The sequence below is a fragment of the Mycobacterium sp. NPDC048908 genome, from assembly GCF_043197955.1.
GTDB lineage: Bacteria > Actinomycetota > Actinomycetes > Mycobacteriales > Mycobacteriaceae > Mycobacterium.
Genome location: NZ_JBICUE010000016.1, coordinates 76,728 through 94,696 on the forward strand (window position 1 = coordinate 76,728; position 17,969 = coordinate 94,696).

The window sequence follows — 17,969 nt, forward strand, 5'->3', positions numbered from 1 at the left end:
GGGCCGTCACATCCGGAAGACGCCGAAGTTCGACGTCCCCTTGATCGGGCCGTTCGCGATGGCGGACAGGCACATTCCCAATACGGTTCTGGTGTCGCGCGGGTCGATGACGCCGTCGTCGTAGAGCATCCCCGACAGCACCATCGGCAGGGACTCCGCCTCGATCTGGCCCTCGACGGCCGCCCGCATTGCGGCGTCGGCGGCGTCGTCGAAGTCCTGGCCGCGCGCCTCGGCGGCGGCACGGCTGACAATCGACAGCACACCGGCAAGTTGCGCACCGCCCATCACCGCGGATTTCGCGCTGGGCCAAGCGAACAGGAAACGCGGATCGTAGGCCCGCCCGCACATGCCGTAATGGCCTGCGCCGTACGACGCGCCGATCAGCAGCGAGATGTGAGGAACGGTCGAATTCGACACGGCATTGATCATCATCGAGCCGTGCTTGATCATCCCGCCCTCCTCGTACTGCTTACCCACCATGTAGCCGGTGGTGTTGTGCAGGAACAACAGTGGCGTGTCGGACCGGTTGGCCAGCTCGATGAACTGCGTGGCCTTCTGCGACTCCTCGCTGAACAGCACTCCTCGATGGTTGGCGAGAATGCCGATCGGATAGCCGTACAGCGTGGCCCACCCGGTCACCAGCGACGAGCCGTAGAGGGCCTTGAACTCGTCGAATTCAGAGCCGTCGACGATGCGGGCGATCACGTCGCGCGGATCGAACGGGATGCGCAGATCCGAAGGGACGATCCCGATCAGCTCCTCGGCGTCGAACAGCGGGTCGGTGAACGGCTTCGGAGCGGGGCCCTGCTTGCGCCAGTTCAACCTGGCGACGATGCGGCGGCCGATGCGGATGGCGTCGAGCTCGTCGACCGCGAAGTAGTCCGCCAGACCAGAAGTGCGCGCATGCATTTCGGCGCCACCGAGCGATTCGTCGTCGGACTCCTCGCCGGTGGCCATCTTCACCAGCGGCGGCCCGGCCAGGAACACCTTCGAGCGCTCCTTGATCATCACGACGTGGTCGGACATCCCCGGGATGTACGCGCCGCCCGCCGTCGAGTTGCCGAAGACCAGAGCGATGGTCGGGATGCCCGCGGCCGACAGCCGGGTCAGGTCGCGAAAGCCCTGGCCGCCGGGGATGAAGATCTCCTTCTGGGTAGGTAGGTCGGCGCCGCCCGACTCCACCAGCGAGATCAGCGGGAGCCGGTTCTCCCTGGCAATCTGGTTGGCCCGCAACATCTTCTTCAGGGTCCACGGGTTGCTGGTGCCGCCCTTGACCGTCGGGTCATTGGCGACCAGCACGCATTCGACACCCTCCACCGCGCCGATGCCCGTGACGACGCTCGCGCCAACGGTGTACTGGCTGCCGTAGGCGGCCAACGGACTGAGTTCCAGGAAGGGCGCGTCAGCGTCGACCAGCATCTCGATGCGTTCCCGCGGTGTCATCTTGCCGCGATCGTGGTGGCGTTTGACGTACTTCTCGCCGCCGCCCGCCAACGCCTTCGCGTGCTCGGCGTCGAGTTCGGCCAGCTTGGCCGCCATCGCTTCCGCGGCCTCGGCATAGCCCGCTGATGCGGCGTCGACGGCCGAACGCAGTGCGGTCACGACTGGAATCCCAGCATCTTCGCGGCGAGCGACGTGAGGATCTCGGTGGTGCCGCCGCCGATACCGATGATGCGCATGTCGCGGTACTGCCGCTCGACTTCGGACTCGGCCATGTAGCCCATGCCGCCGAACAACTGCACCGCTTGGTTCGCCACCCACTCGCCCGCCTCGACGGCGGTGTTCTTGGCGAAGCACACCTCGGCGATCAGGTTCGTCTCGCCCGCCAGTTGGCGTTCGACCACGTGGTGGGTGTAGATCCGTGCCACGTCGATGCGGCGGGCCATTTCGGCGAGGGTGTTCTGGACCGACTGCCGCGAAATCAACGGTCTGCCGAAGGTTTCGCGGTTGCGGCACCACTCGACGGTCAAGTCGAGGCACCGCTGCGCGCTCGAATACGCTTGCGTGGCAAGCCCGACGCGCTCGGACACGAATGCGGCGGCAATCTGGACGAAACCGGTGTTTTCGCCACCGATCAGGTTGGTCGCGCGCACCCGGACATCGGTGTAGGACAGTTCGGCGGTGTCAGACGAGCGCCAGCCCATCTTGTCGAGCTTGCGACTGACCTCGAACCCTGGCGTGCCCTTGTCGACGACGATCAGCGAAACACCTGCGGCGCCTGGGCCTCCCGTGCGGGCGGCCGTCACGACATAGTCGGCGCGAACACCCGAGGTGATGTAGGTCTTGGCGCCGTTGATGATGTAGTCGTCCCCGTCGCGGACCGCGCGCGTGGTCAGGTGTCCGACGTCGGAGCCGCCGCCGGGTTCGGTGATGGCCAGGCTGCCGATCTTCTCCCCGCGCAGCGTCGGGCGGACGTACGTGTCGATCAGCCGCTGATCCCCGGAGGCGGCCATGTGGGGCACAGCGATGCCGCAGGTGAACAGCGAGGCGAACACGCCGCCCGGCGAACCGGCGTAATGCATCTCCTCGCAGATGATCACCGCATCCGCGCCGTCGCCGCCTGCACCGCCCACGGCCTCCGGTTGTCCGGCGCCGAGCAGCCCCAGCTCGCCGGCCTTGAGATGCAATTCGCGCGGCAGTTCACCCGAGCGCTCCCACTCGTCGACGTGCGGAATGACCTCGCGTTCGGCGAAGCCGCGCACGGTCTTTCGCAGCTGCTCGCGTTCGGGGGTGTGCCAGATGCTCATAGAAAACTCTCCGGGAGATCGATTGTTCGGCTGCGCAGCCACTCGCCGAGGCCCTTGGCCTGCGGGTCGAACCGCGCCTGATAGGCGACGCCCTGCCCAAGCAGACCATCGATGACGAAGTTGACAGCCCACAGATTCGGCAACAGGTGGCGGGTGACGGGTAAATCGGCTGTCTCAGGCAGCAATTCGCGTAGCTTCTCGACGGTCAGCGCATGCGCCAGCCATCGCCAGTGCTGCTCGGTGCGCACCCACAACCCCACATTCGCCGACCCGCCTTTGTCGCCGCTGCGCGCGCCTGCGATCCGACCGAGAGGCATGCGGCGCGTCTCACCGAACGGTAACGGTTCGGGTAGCGCGAACGGCGGTACGGGCGCAAGCTCCAACGTTTGGGTGGCCGCAGCGATGTCTACCCGCGTGCCGTCGGCGTGCACGGCGACGTGCGACACCTCGGCGGCGTCGACGTAGCCCGCGGTGAACACCCCGTAGACCTGACCGTCACCCGGTGGCGAGGTGCTGGTGAACCCGGGATAGCTGGCAAGCGCGAGTTCGACTGCCGCCGAGGAGAATTGGCGGCCCACGTTCTTGGGATCGGGATCACGCACGACGCACCGCAGCAACGCGCTGGCCGCCTCCTCGGTGTCGGCGTCGGGATGATCCGTGCGGGCCAGCGTCCACTCCATCTCCGCGGGCTTGACCGACAGACTGGTTTCCAGTTGCCTGCGCACCAGATCGGCCTTGGCCTCGATGTCCAGGCCGGTCAGCACCAACGCCATCTCGTTGCGGAACCCGCCGATGTTGTTCAACGACACCTTCAGTGTCGGTGGCGGCGGCTCGCCCTTGACACCGCTGATCCGCACCCGGTCGGGGCCGTCGTCGGACAGTTCGATGGTGTCCACCCGCAGCGTCACGTCAGGGTTGGCGTATCGGGCCCCGCCGATCTCGTACAGCAACTGCGCCGTCACCGTGCCCACCGTCACCGCACCGCCGGTGCCGGGATGCTTGGTGATCACCGACGAGCCGTCGGCATGGATTTCGACGAGCGGGAAGCCGGGATGCGTCAGGTCGGCGAGTTCGGTGAAGAAGGCGTAATTGCCCCCGGTGGCCTGCGCGCCGCACTCGATGACATGCCCGGCGGCCACGGCGCCGGCGAGTGCGTCGTAGTCGGACCGGTCCCAGCCGAAATGCGCCGCGGCCGGACCGACGATCACCGACGCGTCGGTGACGCGGCCCGTCACCACCACGTCGGCGCCGCTGTTGAGGCACTCGGCGATGCCCCACGCGCCGAGATAGGCGTTGGCCGCCAACACGGAGGCTCCGAACCCGAGTTCGTCCGCCCGCCCCACAAGGTCGTCGCCCTCGACGTGCGCGACGTTGACCGTCAGGCCAAGCCGCTCGGCCAGCGCCCGCACCGCGGTGGCGAGCCCGGCTGGGTTGAGCCCGCCCGCGTTGGCGACGATCCGCACATTCTTTTCCAACGCCAGCCCCAGGCAGTCCTCGAGCTGGACCAGGAAGGTCTTGGCGTAGCCGCGCTCCGGCGACTTTGCCCGGTCGCGGGCCAGGATCAGCATGGTGAGCTCGGCCAGATAGTCGCCGGTCAGGTAGTCGAGGTCGCCGCCGGTCAGCATTTCCCGCATGGCCGCGAGCCGGTCGCCGTAGAAGCCGGAACAGTTGCCGATGCGGACCGGAGCAGGAGACGAATCCATGCAGCCTTCCTTTCGCCGCCGAGCGCGCCCAACCAACCGGTAGGTTAGACGGTACTTCCGGTTTCGCGTCAAGGCGCTCCCTGGTTTTGGAGCCTATGCAGCTCACCGGCTATCCTGAAGAGCAATTGCGACGCCGGACCACGCGTGGCGCGCACTTCAGTACCCCTTATAAAGGAGAGCTCGATCATGGCTGTGCCCAAGCGCAGGATGTCGCGCGCGAACACCCGTAGCCGGCGCGCGCAGTGGAAGGCCAAGCGTCCCGAGCTGGTGAACGTGACGGTCGCCGGCCAACAGCACAAGGTCCCGCGGCGCCTGCTCAAGGCCGCCCGCCTCGGTCTCATCGACCTCGACCGTCGCTAACCGCGATCGCGCGCCCGGCGCAATGTCGCCGGCCAAGCCGGCTCAGCGGCGCGCCTCTCAGGCCAGTCTCAGGTGATGGATAGACACTGTGGCTGTGCGCATACTTGTCGTTGACGACGATCGCGCTGTGCGCGAATCCCTGCGCCGGTCGCTTTCCTTCAACGGATACTCGGTCGAATTGGCGCAGGACGGGCGCGAAGCCCTCGACCTGATCGCCAACGATCGGCCCGACGCCCTCGTGTTGGACGTGATGATGCCGCGGCTCGACGGTCTCGAGGTCTGCCGGCAGCTCCGCAGCACCGGAGATGACTTGCCGATCCTGGTACTGACGGCTCGAGATTCCGTTTCGGAGCGCGTTGCCGGCTTGGACGCGGGCGCCGACGACTACCTGCCGAAGCCATTCGCCCTGGAGGAGCTGCTGGCACGGATGCGAGCGCTGCTGCGCCGCACCACGCCGGACGACGGCGCGGAGTCGCCCGCACTGACGTTCTCGGATCTGTCCCTGGATCCGGTGACCCGCGAGGTGACCAGGGGCGACCGGCAGATCAGTCTGACCCGCACCGAATTCGCGTTGCTGGAGATGCTGATCGCCAACCCTCGGCGGGTGCTGACCCGCAGTCGCATCCTCGAAGAGGTCTGGGGATTCGACTTCCCGACGTCCGGCAATGCGCTCGAGGTGTACGTCGGTTATCTGCGTCGCAAGACCGAAGCCGAAGGAGAGCCGCGACTGATCCACACCGTGCGCGGGGTGGGTTACGTGTTGCGTGAAACGCCGCCCTGATGTCAGCCCAGAAGTTCGGGTTCCGGTCGCGGGTGAAGTCGCGGCCGCCAGTTGCCACCGCCAGCTCTTTGTCGCTGCGCTGGCGCGTGATGCTGCTCGCGATGTCGATGGTGGCGATGGTCGTGGTGCTGATGGCCGTCGCGGTCTATGCGGTGGTGTCCCGTGCGCTCTACGACGACATCGACAACCAGTTGCACAGCCGGGCGCGGCTGCTGATCGAAAGCGGTTCACTGGCCGCCGATCCCGGTAAGGCCATCGAGGGCACCGCGTATTCGGACGTCAACGCGATGCTCGTCAATCCCGGCCGGTCCATCTATACGGCCAACCAGGAGGGCCAGACGCTGCCGCTGGGTGAGCCGGAAAAGGATGTGGTGCAAGGGGAGTTGCTGATGTCGCTGCGCACCGTAAACCACCAGCGGGTGCTGGCCCTACACCTGACCAACGGCAGCTCGCTGCTGATTTCAAAGAGCCTGGCGCCGACCAGCCAGGTGCTCAAACGGCTGGGCACGGTGTTGTTGATCGTCGGTGGCCTCGGCGTGGTGGTGGCCGCCATGGCCGGTGGCGCGGTGGCCCGCGCCGGGCTTCGGCCGGTGGCCAGGCTGACCGAAGCCGCCGAACGGGTGGCCAGAACCGACGACTTGAGGCCCATCCCTGTCTTCGGCAGCGACGAACTCGCCCGCCTCACAGAGGCTTTCAACATGATGCTGCGGGCTCTGGCCGAATCCCGCGAACGGCAGGCCCGGCTGGTCACCGATGCCGGGCATGAATTGCGCACCCCGTTGACGTCGCTGCGCACCAACGTCGAACTGCTGATGGCGTCGATGGCTCCGGGTGCGCCACGGCTGCCAGAGGAAGAAATGGCCGGGCTGCGAGCCGACGTGATCGCCCAGATCGAGGAGTTGTCCACACTGGTGGGCGATTTGGTGGATCTCACCCGCGACGAGGCGGGTGCGGTGGTGCATGAACCCGTCGACATGTCTGACGTGGTGGACCGCTCACTTGAACGAGTTCGCCGACGCCGCAACGATATTGAATTCGACGTCTCTGTGATCGGATGGCAGGTCTACGGCGACGGCGGCGGTCTGGCCCGCGCGGTGCTCAACCTGCTCGACAATGCCGCGAAGTGGAGCCCGCCCGGTGGCAGGGTCGTCGTCCGGCTCACCCAGATCGATCCGCTGCACGCCGAGTTGGTGGTGTCCGACTTCGGGCCTGGCATACCGCCGCAGGAGCGGCGGTTGGTGTTCGAGCGGTTCTACCGTTCGACGTCAGCGCGGGCGATGCCAGGCTCGGGTCTCGGGTTGGCGATCGTGAAACAGGTTGTGGTCAAACACGGCGGCACGCTTAGGGTCGAGGACACCGTGCCCGGCGGGCAACCGCCCGGTACATCCATCTATGTGGTGCTGCCCGGTCGGCCACTTCCGGCGACGCGCCGCGCCGATGCCGACGAATCGGTGGTCAGCGCCGAAAATGCGTGACGGGGATCCGTCGTACAGGGGAGGGAAGTCTGGGCATGTCCCGAAAGTTCTCTAAGTGGATTCTCAGCCCAACTGGGCACCCTGAGCTTGTATGTGTCGTTGCTAAAGATGTCGGAACCTACTCCAGGAAGAGCACCGCAGCCACATGACGAACCACCCGAGGTACTCGCCGCCACCACAGCCGGGGCACCGGCCCGGCGGCCATGAGCAGCACGCGGCGCCCGGATATCCCGGTGCACACCGGCCCGGTCAGTATCAGCAGACGCAGCAGCAGCCCTACGACTGGCGCTACGCGACGCAGCAGCAGTTCCGCCCGCAGTACGACCCATACCGCGGCGCTCCGCAGTCGTCCGGCATGGCCATGCCCCATACTCATCAAAAGCGTTCGCGCGCAGGCGCTTTGACCGCAGGAACGATCGCAGTCGCGGTGGTCTCCGCTGGTATCGGCGGCGGTGTCGCGCTGCTCGCGCAACCGGACCGGCCGTCGGCCAGTTCGAGCGCGACGGGCCTGGCGCCCAGCGTGCCCGCGGCCAGCCTGCCTGCCGGCTCCGTCGAGCAGGTCGCGGCGAAGGTGGTGCCCAGCGTCGTCAAGCTCGAAGTCGACCTAGGTAGGCAGTCCGAAGAGGGCTCCGGGATCATCCTGTCCTCTGACGGCCTGATCCTGACCAACAACCACGTCGTCGCCGCCGCGCAGACCGGGCCAAACGCGCCGCAGCTACCGCCGGGGATCGGCGGCCCTGGCGGCCCGGCAGGCGCGCAGACGAAAGTCACCTTCGCCGACGGCCGGACCAACACCTTCACCGTCGTCGGCACCGACCCGAGCAGTGACATCGCGGTCGTGCGCGCCAAGGATGCGTCGGGTCTGACGCCCATCACGCTCGGCTCGTCGGACAACCTGCGGGTCGGCCAGGACGTGGTGGCCGTCGGTTCACCGCTCGGCCTCGAAGGCACGGTCACGACCGGCATCATCAGTGCGCTGAACCGGCCGGTGGCTGCGGGCGGCGACGCGCAGAACCAGAACACGGTGCTCGACGCGATTCAGACCGACGCCGCGATCAACCCGGGTAACTCGGGCGGCGCCCTGGTCAACATGAACGGCGAGCTGATCGGCGTGAACTCCGCCATCGCCACCCTCGGTGCCGACGCCGGAGCGCAGGGCGGTCAGAGCGGGTCGATCGGGCTCGGCTTCGCGATCCCGGTGGACCAGGCCAAGCGGATCGCCGACGAGCTCATCCAGAACGGCACCGCATCGCACGCCTCGCTCGGTGTTCAGGTCGGCAACGACTCGGCTGTCGACGGCGCCAAGATCGTCGAGGTCACCAACGGTGGCGCAGCGGCGGCCGCGGGCCTGCCCAGCGGCGTCGTGGTGACCAAGGTGGACGACCGGGTGATCGGCAGCGCCGACGCACTGGTGGCGGCGGTGCGATCCAAAGCGCCCGGCGACAAGGTGACGTTGACCTACCTGGATGCCTCGGGTAAGCCGCAGACCGTCCAGGTCACGCTTGGCAAGGCGGCGCAATGAGTATCACGTTGGGTCCGACGGGATCACCCACTCTCAGAGTGGCCGCGCCGCTGTCCCTTCCGGCATATACGGTTGCACTCATGGAACAGCCAGGGGAGTTGGTGGGCCGGGCGCTCGTCGTCGTCGTCGACGACCGCACCGCTCATGGCGAAGAAGACCACAGCGGGCCGCTGGTCACCGAACTGCTGGGTGAGGCGGGCTTCGTGGTCGACGGCGTAGTGGTGGTCTCGTCGGACGAGGTGGAGATCCGCAACGCGCTCAACACCGCCGTCATCGGGGGAGTGGACCTCGTGGTGTCCGTGGGCGGCACTGGCGTCACACCGCGTGACGTCACCCCTGAGGCCACTCGTGACCTCCTCGATCGCGAACTTCTCGGAATCTCGGAGGCCCTGCGCGCGTCCGGCTTGTCGGCCGGAATCGTCGACGCGGGCGTATCGCGAGGGCTTGCCGGAATTTCCGGCAGCACCCTCGTAGTTAATCTCGCGGGTTCTCGCGCTGCCGTCCGCGACGGCATGGCGACGCTGAACCCCTTGGCCGTCCAGATCATCGGCCAGCTATCCAGCTTGGAGATCTAAGCAGATTGGACTCGCTGCGGTTCCGCGGCCACGACGCTCATGCGGCGTCGCGGTCGGCCATGGGACGGCTGGCGCTATTTTCTACCGCGTGCCGCTGGTTACCGTTAGGTGAACAGCTATCTGCCGCCGAATGTGATCTTCGTCACACAGGAAGTGCATTGTGACAGATCGCTCAAAGCGCACCCGAGATGCAGTTAACAAGATCTTCGGGGATCCGTTGCGCGAGTTACCCGTTGACGAACGCAACAGTGTTTCGCCGGACGAGGCCGCCGAGCACGACCGGTGGTTGCGGGACAACATTCCGCCTCACCATGATTGACCTGTGATTTCGCTTCAAGCGCGGAAAACGGCAGGTGGTCGGCTCACCCGGTGTCCTGCCCGGCATGTGCGAAGCGATCACGACCGTGTTGTCTCGTCGCGGCACCGCAACCGGCGCCCCGGCGGCGTTTCGAACCCGACCGAAAGCCGGTAGCAAACCGCCATCATCGACTGGCGAGTTGCACTCTGATGTCCCCCACGCGTTGCCGGTGCGATGCCTCCCCGTTATGTTCCTCGTGTCAACGATGAGCGAAACGTAAGAGCAGCATGTGAGGTCTCTCATTTGCGTCACATGCCACTCGCGCGTCGTGTGTGGTTTAGCGGTTGGGACCACTCACGGACAACAACACGGCGGACTTGCCGGTCCGGCGTCGACATAGCTAGGGAGAACATGAAGGCAATCAGTCGGGTGCTGGTCGCGATGGTGGCGGCGCTGGCCGCTTTGTTCGTGAGTACGGGCACCTCTCACGCAGGTCTGGACAACGAGCTGAGCCTGGTTGATGGCCAGGATCGGACGCTGACGATCCAGCAGTGGGACACCTTCCTCAATGGTGTGTTCCCCCTGGACCGCAACCGGCTGACCCGCGAGTGGTTCCACTCCGGTAGCGCGGTGTACAACGTGGCCGGCCCGGGTGCTGACGAGTTCGAGGGCACCTTGGAGTTGGGTTACCAGATTGGTTTCCCGTGGTCGTTGGGTGTGGGTATCAACTTCAGCTACACCACGCCGAACATCTTGCTTGACGACGCTTCGCTGTTCCCGGTGTTCAACCCGTTGGGTTCGGTGATTACCCCGAACCTGTTCCCGGGTGTGTCGATCTCGGCTGACCTGGGCAACGGCCCCGGTATTCAGGAGGTCGCGACGTTCTCGGTGGATGTGTCGGGACCGCACGGCAAGGTGGCGGTGTCCAATGCGCACGGCACCGTGACCGGTGCTGCCGGTGGTGTGTTGCTGCGTCCGTTCGCTCGGCTGATCTCCAAGGCCGGCGACAGCGTCACCACCTACGGCGAGCCCTGGAACATGAACTAACTCCCAGCTCAGGGCCTAACGGGACAGCCCCCGGCAATTTCGCCGGGGGCTGTTTCGTCGTTTCACCACAGTAACGCGACAAGTCAGCTACAACATCTGTAACGGTCGCATCACGACTGGCGATCACCCGTTGTAGGGCCAGGCCGTTCAGAGATGGGGAGTACATGAAGGCAATCTGTCGGGTGTTGGTCGCGATGGTGGCGGCGCTGGCCGCTTTGTTCGTGAGTACGGGCACCTCTCACGCAGGTCTGGACAACGAGCTGAGCCTGGTTGATGGCCAGGATCGGACGCTGACGATCCAGCAGTGGGACACCTTCCTCAATGGTGTGTTCCCCCTGGACCGCAACCGGCTGACCCGCGAATGGTTCCACTCCGGTAGCGCGGTGTACAACGTGGCCGGCCCGGGTGCTGACGAGTTCGAGGGCACCTTGGAGTTGGGTTACCAGATTGGTTTCCCGTGGTCGTTGGGTGTGGGTATCAACTTCAGCTACACCACGCCGAACATCTTGCTTGACGACGCTTCGCTGTTCCCGGTGTTCAACCCGTTGGGTTCGGTGATTACCCCGAACCTGTTCCCGGGGGTGTCGATCTCGGCTGACCTGGGCAACGGCCCCGGTATTCAGGAGGTCGCGACGTTCTCGGTGGATGTGGCGGGTCCGCACGGCAAGGTGGCGGTGTCCAATGCGCACGGCACCGTGACCGGTGCTGCCGGTGGTGTGTTGCTGCGTCCGTTCGCTCGGCTGATCTCCAAGGCCGGCGACAGCGTCACCACCTACGGCGAGCCCTGGAACATGAACTAGTCGACTCTCGACTCACGTCCGGTCGGCGCTGGTTGTCTTCGCGGTGTCAGGGCTCGGGCCTGTGCCCGGGCCGCTGACATGCTTGCCGGATTGCCCGTTGGTCTCGGCCAGGATGTTGCGGATCTCAGTCAAGATCGCGAGCTCGGTGTCCTGAGCCTGTTCGACCTCGCCCTTCTTGCGCAGCCGGTTGTAGGGCATGACGACGAGGAAGTAGACGACCGCGGCGACGAGGATGAAATTGATTGCCGCGGAGAGCAGGACGTTCAGGTCGATCGTCTGGCCACCGCCGATGTTGATCCGCAGGATGCCGTAGTCGGCCTCGCCCCCGGCGCCGATTCGGTTGATCAACGGCTGGATGATGCTGTCGGTGAACTTCGTGACCAGCGCCGTGAAGGCGGTGCCGATCACCACCGCGACGGACAGGTCGACGATGTTGCCTCTGGACAGGAACTCCTTGAAGCCCTTCAACATGCGCGCGAATCCCTCCTGCATTCGTTGCTACCTGACAAAAGCAGACGTTAGTCGCGTTGGTTCTGCGGCGGACCCACTCTGGTGCTAGCTTCGCGGATTGAACTGGGCAGCAAGGCAGGAGGAGGGTTCTGTGCGCTGGGTGTTGGTGGCCGTGATGATTGTCGGATTTTCCACGCTCGCGATCGGTACGGCCGATGCGCAACCGACGCCGTCGCCTGCGCCGGGTCCCGCGACCACCTCCACGTCCGACGAGTTGGCCGACATGGTGATGGACGCCATCCAGCACGGGAGTGCCGCGGCGCCGACCACCACCGCGGTGCCCGCTCCGCCGCGCTGACCGGTCAGTGAAAGGTCAACGTCATGGTCTGCAGCAGCGCCGCGGCCGCCACCTTGTTGGCGGTGTGACCGGGCAACGCCACCAGCACCACGCGATCACCGCCAATGCCGGCGGCTTTCGGTTTCTCCGACACGAGGACCACGACGGCGTCCGTCGCCACCAACTGCGTCTGGCTGTCGGCCTCCGCGCCCGCGGCGAGCACGTCCACCACGTCTCCGGGACGCACCAGATCCAGTAGCGCGGTGTCCGCCAGCGGGATTGGCACGACCCGTGCGCCGGGGCCCGCGACCGATTCCGCAAGCCGCGGCCCCAGCACGCGCACGTCGGTCAGCACTTCTCCGCGGCGCGCCGGGCCGGCAAGTGTCGCGCCGACGAGCGCGCCGACGTCGGTTTGCGACCCATCGGGAACTGTTGCCGCCGTACGGTTTTCGACCCGGACATCATCGGCGGTCAGCTGGACGCCTGAGGCCAGGTCGCGTGCGGCGACGACGATTTCGGCGCGGTCGCCCTGTGGGTTCGAGCGGATCGCGACGACGCCGGCCAGGATGACAAGCCCCGCTGCGGCGACGCGACGAGCAACGATTGTGCGCGACCAGTCGGGCCGGGCGGCGAGCAGCCGACTCAGCACAGACGGATTGAGCGAATCCCCCATGCCGTCACGCTAGGCGGCGCAGCGGAGTCGAAGCGCGGGCCTGCGCCGCGCCTGTGGATAACTAGCTCGCGGCAGCGGCGGCCGGCGCCGACTTGGTGGTGCTGGAGCTGGAACCGTCGGAAGAAGAACTGGACTTGTCCGTCGACGACGTGGAGTCCGAACTCGAGCCGTTGGTCGAGTCCGACGAACTGGACGAAGTGCTCTTGGCCGATTCGCGGCTGTCGTTGCGATAGAAGCCGCTGCCCTTGAAGACCACTCCCACGTTGCCGAACAGCTTGCGCAGCCGGCCGTTGCACTTGGCGCATGTCGTCAGCGCGTCGTCGCTGAACGCCTGCACCGCGTCGAACCGATCGCCACACTGCGTACACGCATAGGAATACGTAGGCACAAAAACCTCCGAGGTGGTCAAACTTCTTAGCACTCTACCGGCTCAAGTGCTAGAACCGCTACGTGGGCTTGGTCATTCCCGCTCGAGCGTCGCCGAGTCGGATCAGACCGCGGTCGGGGGTCAGCGCATGGGTCATCCGGACGTCGTGCGGTTCGGCGGGCAATCGGTCGACGAGCTCATCGTCGCGAATCACGGCGACCAGCCGCGCCGCCACAGCGGCCAGCGGCAGCGACCGGTCGTAGAACCCCGCGCCCCGACCCAGCCGGACCCCGCTGCGGTCGACCGCGAGTGCGGGAACCAGCACCACCGAAGCGGTTCCGATGGCGGTAGTGCCCAGCAACGGTTCGGCGGGCTCCTGCAGACCCATTCGCGCGGGCACGAGCGTCCCGGGCCGATACTCGCCCCACGCCAGCGGCATCGGCACCCCCGCGGCGTCGTGGCGAGCAACCGGCAGCAGCACCCGCACTGCGCGCCGCAGCAGCGAATCGATCAGTTCGACCGAACCGGGCTCTGACCCGACGGGTACATATGCGCAGACAGTGTCACCGGATGCGATGAAGGAGCCGAGATGATCACACAGGCCGCGGGCTTCGGCGTCGTGTGTGTGCGGCGCCAACGTGCGGCGCGACTGCAGAATCGCGGCTCGCAGCTCGGACTTGGTCGGGCTCGCCACCCTGACAACGATGACAGCCTCCTCGTAGACACCGCAAAACAGATCCGACGGAAGGGTTCGCGTCTCATCCGGGGCTGGGGCGTTAGGGTGTGAACGATGACACGGCCTGAGGTACCGATTCCGTATACCGCGGTGGTTCCCGCTGCGGGTCTTGGGACGCGATTCCTGCCCGCAACCAAGACCGTGCCGAAGGAACTGCTGCCCGTCGTCGATACCCCGGGCATCGAACTGGTGGCCGCGGAGGCGGCGGAGGCCGGCGCCGAGCGACTGATCATCGTCACCTCCGAGGGCAAGGACGGCGTCGTCGCGCACTTCGTCGAAGACCTGGTTCTCGAGGGCACGCTCGAGGCCCGCGGCAAGAAGTCGATGCTCGAAAAGGTGCGCCGCGCACCAGCGCTCATCAAGGTCGAGTCGGTGGTCCAGGCCGAGCCGCTCGGCCTTGGACACGCCGTCGGATGTGTCGAGCCCAACCTGTCCGACGACGAGGACGCGATCGCGGTGTTGCTGCCCGACGACCTGGTGCTGCCGACCGGTGTGCTGGAAACCATGTCGAAGGTGCGCGCCAAGCGCGGCGGCTCGGTGCTGTGCGCCATCGAAGTCGCTCCCGATGACATCAGCGCCTACGGCGTCTTCGACGTCGAGAAGGTTCCCGATACCAACAACCCGAACGTATTGCGCGTCAAGGGAATGGTGGAAAAGCCCGAAGCCGAAGATGCGCCGTCGATGTACGCGGCGGCGGGACGCTATGTGCTCGACCGCGCGATCTTCGATGCGTTGCGGCGGGTGCCCCGTGGTGCGGGCGGTGAGATCCAGCTGACCGACGCGGTCGAGTTGTTGATCGGCGAAGGGCATCCGGTGCATGTGGTGGTGCACCGCGGTTCTCGACACGACCTCGGAAATCCTGGCGGCTATCTCAAGGCTGCGGTTGACTTTGCGTTGAAGCGCGACGACTACGGCCCCGAACTGCGGCGGTGGTTGGTGGAACGACTGGGGCTGATCGACTGCTAGACGCCACGACGGCCCCTGAACGGCAGAAAGGCGCGCAGTGCGTTCGGTGGAGGAGCAGCAGGCCCGGGTAGCGGCCGCCGCGGTGGCGCCACGTCCGGTCCGGGTGGCCATCGCCGAGGCGCAGGGCCTGATGTGCGCCGAGGAAGTGGTGACCGAGCGTCCGCTGCCGGGATTCGACCAAGCGGCCATCGACGGCTACGCGGTGCGCAGCGTGGACGTCCTCGGCGTGGGCGGCGACCCGGACGCCGATGAGGACGGCGACGAAGGAAGCCGCGAAGTCAGTCTGCCGGTGATGGGCTCGATCGAGGCGGGCGCGCGCACCCCCAGCAGGCTGCAGCCGCGTCAGGCCGCGCGCGTGCAGACCGGTGCGCCGATGCCGACACTCGCCGATGCGGTGCTGCCGCTGCGATGGACCGACGGCGGCGACTCGCGGGTGACCGTGCTTCGGGGTGTGCGCTCAGGGGCTTATGTCCGCCGCACCGGCGACGACGTCCAGCCCGGCGATGTCGCGGTGCGGGCGGGCACGATCATCGGGCCCGCCCAGGTGGGGCTGCTGGCGGCGGTCGGCCGTGACCGGGTGCTGGTACACCCGCGGCCCCGGCTGTCGGTGATGTCCGTCGGCGGTGAACTCGTCGACATCTCGAGGACGCCGGGCAACGGGCAGGTCTACGACGTCAACTCCTACGCGCTGGCGGCCGCCGGCCGTGACGCCGGTGCCGAAGTGAATCGCGTCGGCATCGTCGACACCGAGCCCAAGGAATTACGCGAAGTCGTTGAGGGCCAAGTCAATCGGGCCGAGGTCGTAGTGATCGCCGGCGCGGTCGGTGGCGCCGCCGCGGAGAGTGTGCGCTCCGTGCTGGCACAGCTGGGCGAGATGGAGGTCACCCGCATCGCAATGCATCCGGGCTCGGTGCAGGGCTTCGGACAACTCGGGCCCGACGGCGTGCCTGTGTTCCTGCTGCCCGCCAACCCGGTCAGCGCGCTGGTGGTGTTCGAGATCATGGTGCGGCCGTTGATCCGGCTGTCGCTGGGCAAGCGACAGCCGATGCGGCGCGTGGTGCAGGCCCGCACCCTGTCGCCGATCAGTTCGGTCGCGGGCCGCAAGGGGTATTTACGTGGCCAGTTGATGCGCGACCAGGACACCGGTGAGTACCTGGTGCAGGCCCTTGGCGGCGCGCCGGGGGCCTCGCATCTGCTGGCGACGCTGGCCGAAGCAAACTGTCTGGTGGTAGTTCCCAGTGAGGCCGAGCAGATCCGCACCGGCGAGATCGTCGACGTCGCGTTCCTGGCTCAGCGCGGCTGAGACGACACCGGCGAGCCGTCGTGAACCTGTGGCGTTCGAGTTCACTACATCCGGGCTGGCCGATGTCCGTCGGACCGCTGCGGGTACCCGGCGGCCTGGTCCGATTGCGGCCGGTGCGGCTGCGCGACGCGTCGAAGTGGAGCCGGATCAGGCTAGCGGACCGCGCACATCTGGAACCGTGGGAGCCGGTGGGCGATATGAACTGGGATGTGCGACATGCAGTTTCGTCGTGGCCGTCGGTGTGTTCCGGATTGCGCTCGGAAGCCCGCAAGGGTCGGATGCTGCCGTATGCCATCGAGGTGGACGGTGAGTTCGCGGGTCAGCTCACGATCGGCAACGTGACGCACGGTGCGCTGCGGTCGGCGTGGATCGGCTACTGGGTGGCCAGTTCGATGACCGGAGGCGGGGTCGCGACGGCGGCCCTGGCATTGGGGCTGGACCACTGCTTCGGCCCGGTCATGCTGCACCGCGTCGAGGCGACGGTGCGCCCGGAGAACGCGGCCAGTCGGGCCGTCTTGGCGAAGGTGGGTTTCCGTGAGGAGGGCCTGCTGCGGCGCTACCTCGAGGTCGACGGCGCCTGGCGGGACCACTTGCTGGTGGCCATCACCGCGGAGGAACTCAACGGTTCTGCGGCGTCGTCGTTGGTCCGGGCGGGCCACGCGACCTGGGCCTGATTCGGCGCTAGCGAAGGACCCGCCTGTGTTACCAATGTGACATTTGTGACTAATGGTGCTTGTCAGCTGTGAATTACAGGTGTGTAATTGACTTCGGCGCGCCGCCCACGGATGCGCTGGTCACGGACCTAGCCTGTAGGGGAAAGGAGCAGGCGACATGCCAAGCATCCCCCAATCCCTTCTTTGGATCTCTCTCGTCGTGCTCTGGCTCTTCGTGCTGGTCCCGATGTTGATCAGCAAGCGCGATGCCGTTCGGCGCACCAGCGACGTGGCGTTGGCGACGCGGGTGCTCAACACTGGCCGCCGCGCGCGACTGCTCCGGCGCGGCAAGCCGGCGGCCGGACACAACAGCGATCCTGACTGGCAGCCGTCCGATGACGACGATGACGCCGACGACGAGATGCAGGAGGAGTCGAAGGAGCGCGCCGTCGTGCGCGCGGCGGCCGTCGAAGCCGAAACCGACAGCGAGCCAGACTATCTCGACGTCGACGTCGTCGAGGACTCCGGCGCGTTGCCGGTGGGGCAGTCGGTGCCCGAGGCAGACGAGGAGCCCTCGCAGGCCGACGAGCTTCCGCTCGAATTCGACGAGGAGCCGCACGCAGACGAGCCTGCGGCCGAGTACGAGCCCGACGGCACCGATGACGAATACGAATACGTCGACGATTCGTCGGGCCTCGAAGCGGCGTCGGAAACGGAACTGCAGATCGCCGATTCGATCAGCGCTGCCCGCAGGCGACGGTCTGAGGCCAGGGCTGCCTCCATCGATGCGCGCAAGTACAAGTTCCGCAAGCGGATGCTGACAGCTCTGACGCTGGCGACCATCGTGGTCGCCGCCGCGGCGATCGCATTGACGCCGGTCGCGTGGTACGCATGCGGGTCCCTCGGCGCGATCACCATCCTGTACCTGGCCTACCTGCGGCGTCAGACACGCATCGAGGAGCGGCTGCGGCGCCGCCGTGCCCAGCGGCTCGCGCGGTCGCGGCTCGGCGTCGAGAACACCGACGATCATGAGTTCGACGTGGTGCCGTCGCGGCTGCGCAGGCCGGGTTCGGTGGTGCTGGAGATCGACGACGAGGACCCGATCTTCGAACACCTGGACTATGCGCCGTTCGCCCGAGATTTCGACCTTCCGCGCGCGGCAGGCCAATAGATTTT

General features: G+C 66.7%; 20 protein-coding genes. 13 read left to right on the plus strand and 7 right to left on the minus strand.

All coding sequences use genetic code 11. The features are described 5' to 3' along the window. Window positions 1-6: 6 nt before the first annotated feature. From ACGFK1_RS28155 to ACGFK1_RS28165, 3 genes are read right to left on the minus strand one after another with little or no spacing between them, the layout of a single operon-like run. Entirely contained in the window at window positions 7-1,602 is a 1,596-nt protein-coding gene (locus ACGFK1_RS28155; protein ID WP_393437413.1) for an acyl-CoA carboxylase subunit beta, read from the minus strand. Next, the gene (locus ACGFK1_RS28160) at window positions 1,599-2,747 is read right to left on the minus strand and encodes an acyl-CoA dehydrogenase family protein (protein ID WP_393437416.1); all 1,149 of its coding nucleotides are present in this window, start codon (window positions 2,745-2,747) and stop codon (window positions 1,599-1,601) included. The genes ACGFK1_RS28155 and ACGFK1_RS28160 overlap by 4 nt, the downstream gene beginning before the upstream one ends. Beyond that, complete coding sequence (locus ACGFK1_RS28165) at window positions 2,744-4,450, minus strand: acyclic terpene utilization AtuA family protein (RefSeq protein WP_393437419.1); 1,707 nt, start codon at window positions 4,448-4,450, stop codon at window positions 2,744-2,746. Before ACGFK1_RS28165 ends, ACGFK1_RS28160 begins: the two co-directional genes overlap by 4 nt. Before the next feature lie 186 nt (window positions 4,451-4,636). On the opposite strand from ACGFK1_RS28165, the gene rpmF reads away from it, so the two are divergent. From rpmF to ACGFK1_RS28205, 8 genes are all read left to right on the plus strand, one after another. Next, window positions 4,637-4,810, plus strand: a complete 174-nt coding sequence (gene rpmF, locus ACGFK1_RS28170) for a 50S ribosomal protein L32 (protein WP_067811989.1) — start codon at window positions 4,637-4,639, stop codon at window positions 4,808-4,810. 94 nt (window positions 4,811-4,904) lie between these two features. Beyond that, on the plus strand, window positions 4,905-5,591 hold the full coding sequence (locus ACGFK1_RS28175; RefSeq protein WP_325671396.1) for a response regulator transcription factor: 687 nt from the start codon (window positions 4,905-4,907) through the stop codon (window positions 5,589-5,591). Next, window positions 5,591-7,066, plus strand: coding sequence for an ATP-binding protein (locus ACGFK1_RS28180; protein ID WP_393437424.1), 1,476 nt, complete (start codon window positions 5,591-5,593; stop codon window positions 7,064-7,066). Before ACGFK1_RS28175 ends, ACGFK1_RS28180 begins: the two co-directional genes overlap by 1 nt. A gap of 145 nt (window positions 7,067-7,211) precedes the next feature. Then, a complete protein-coding gene (locus ACGFK1_RS28185) occupies window positions 7,212-8,588 on the plus strand; it encodes a S1C family serine protease (protein ID WP_393437427.1) in 1,377 nt (458 codons plus the stop codon). After that, window positions 8,585-9,163, plus strand: coding sequence for a molybdenum cofactor biosynthesis protein B (locus tag ACGFK1_RS28190; protein ID WP_393437430.1), 579 nt, complete (start codon window positions 8,585-8,587; stop codon window positions 9,161-9,163). The genes ACGFK1_RS28185 and ACGFK1_RS28190 overlap by 4 nt, the downstream gene beginning before the upstream one ends. A gap of 160 nt (window positions 9,164-9,323) precedes the next feature. Continuing rightward, entirely contained in the window at window positions 9,324-9,482 is a 159-nt protein-coding gene (locus tag ACGFK1_RS28195; protein WP_393437433.1) for a hypothetical protein, read from the plus strand. Between the two features lie 390 nt (window positions 9,483-9,872). Continuing rightward, the gene (locus ACGFK1_RS28200; RefSeq protein WP_067811981.1) at window positions 9,873-10,508 is read left to right on the plus strand and encodes an MspA family porin; all 636 of its coding nucleotides are present in this window, start codon (window positions 9,873-9,875) and stop codon (window positions 10,506-10,508) included. A gap of 164 nt (window positions 10,509-10,672) precedes the next feature. Beyond that, entirely contained in the window at window positions 10,673-11,308 is a 636-nt protein-coding gene (locus ACGFK1_RS28205) for an MspA family porin (protein ID WP_393437436.1), read from the plus strand. 12 nt (window positions 11,309-11,320) lie between these two features. Here the strand turns inward: ACGFK1_RS28205 and mscL are convergent, their stop codons facing one another. Then, entirely contained in the window at window positions 11,321-11,779 is a 459-nt protein-coding gene (mscL, locus tag ACGFK1_RS28210; protein ID WP_393437510.1) for a large-conductance mechanosensitive channel protein MscL, read from the minus strand. 97 nt (window positions 11,780-11,876) lie between these two features. Between mscL and ACGFK1_RS28215 the strand changes: the two genes are divergently transcribed. Further along, window positions 11,877-12,116, plus strand: a complete 240-nt coding sequence (locus ACGFK1_RS28215; protein WP_393437439.1) for a hypothetical protein — start codon at window positions 11,877-11,879, stop codon at window positions 12,114-12,116. Between the two features lie 4 nt (window positions 12,117-12,120). On the opposite strand, the gene ACGFK1_RS28220 is transcribed toward ACGFK1_RS28215, so the two are convergent. The 3 genes from ACGFK1_RS28220 to ACGFK1_RS28230 form a co-directional block, all read right to left on the minus strand. Further along, a complete protein-coding gene (locus ACGFK1_RS28220) occupies window positions 12,121-12,768 on the minus strand; it encodes an SAF domain-containing protein (RefSeq protein WP_393437441.1) in 648 nt (215 codons plus the stop codon). Between the two features lie 61 nt (window positions 12,769-12,829). Beyond that, entirely contained in the window at window positions 12,830-13,156 is a 327-nt protein-coding gene (locus ACGFK1_RS28225) for an FmdB family zinc ribbon protein (RefSeq protein WP_393437444.1), read from the minus strand. 58 nt (window positions 13,157-13,214) lie between these two features. Next, a complete protein-coding gene (locus ACGFK1_RS28230; protein WP_393437447.1) occupies window positions 13,215-13,829 on the minus strand; it encodes a 5-formyltetrahydrofolate cyclo-ligase in 615 nt (204 codons plus the stop codon). A 96-nt stretch (window positions 13,830-13,925) separates the two neighbouring features. Between ACGFK1_RS28230 and ACGFK1_RS28235 the strand changes: the two genes are divergently transcribed. From ACGFK1_RS28235 to glpR, 4 genes are all read left to right on the plus strand, one after another. Further along, entirely contained in the window at window positions 13,926-14,837 is a 912-nt protein-coding gene (locus tag ACGFK1_RS28235; RefSeq protein WP_393437450.1) for a UTP--glucose-1-phosphate uridylyltransferase, read from the plus strand. 37 nt (window positions 14,838-14,874) lie between these two features. Next, window positions 14,875-16,140, plus strand: coding sequence for a gephyrin-like molybdotransferase Glp (gene glp / locus ACGFK1_RS28240; protein WP_393437452.1), 1,266 nt, complete (start codon window positions 14,875-14,877; stop codon window positions 16,138-16,140). A gap of 20 nt (window positions 16,141-16,160) precedes the next feature. After that, on the plus strand, window positions 16,161-16,814 hold the full coding sequence (locus tag ACGFK1_RS28245) for a GNAT family N-acetyltransferase (protein ID WP_393437455.1): 654 nt from the start codon (window positions 16,161-16,163) through the stop codon (window positions 16,812-16,814). A 157-nt stretch (window positions 16,815-16,971) separates the two neighbouring features. Then, window positions 16,972-17,964 carry a gephyrin-like molybdotransferase receptor GlpR gene (gene glpR / locus ACGFK1_RS28250; RefSeq protein WP_393437458.1) on the plus strand — a complete coding sequence of 331 codons (993 nt, stop codon included), beginning with the start codon at window positions 16,972-16,974 and terminating at the stop codon, window positions 17,962-17,964. Window positions 17,965-17,969 lie beyond the last annotated feature (5 nt).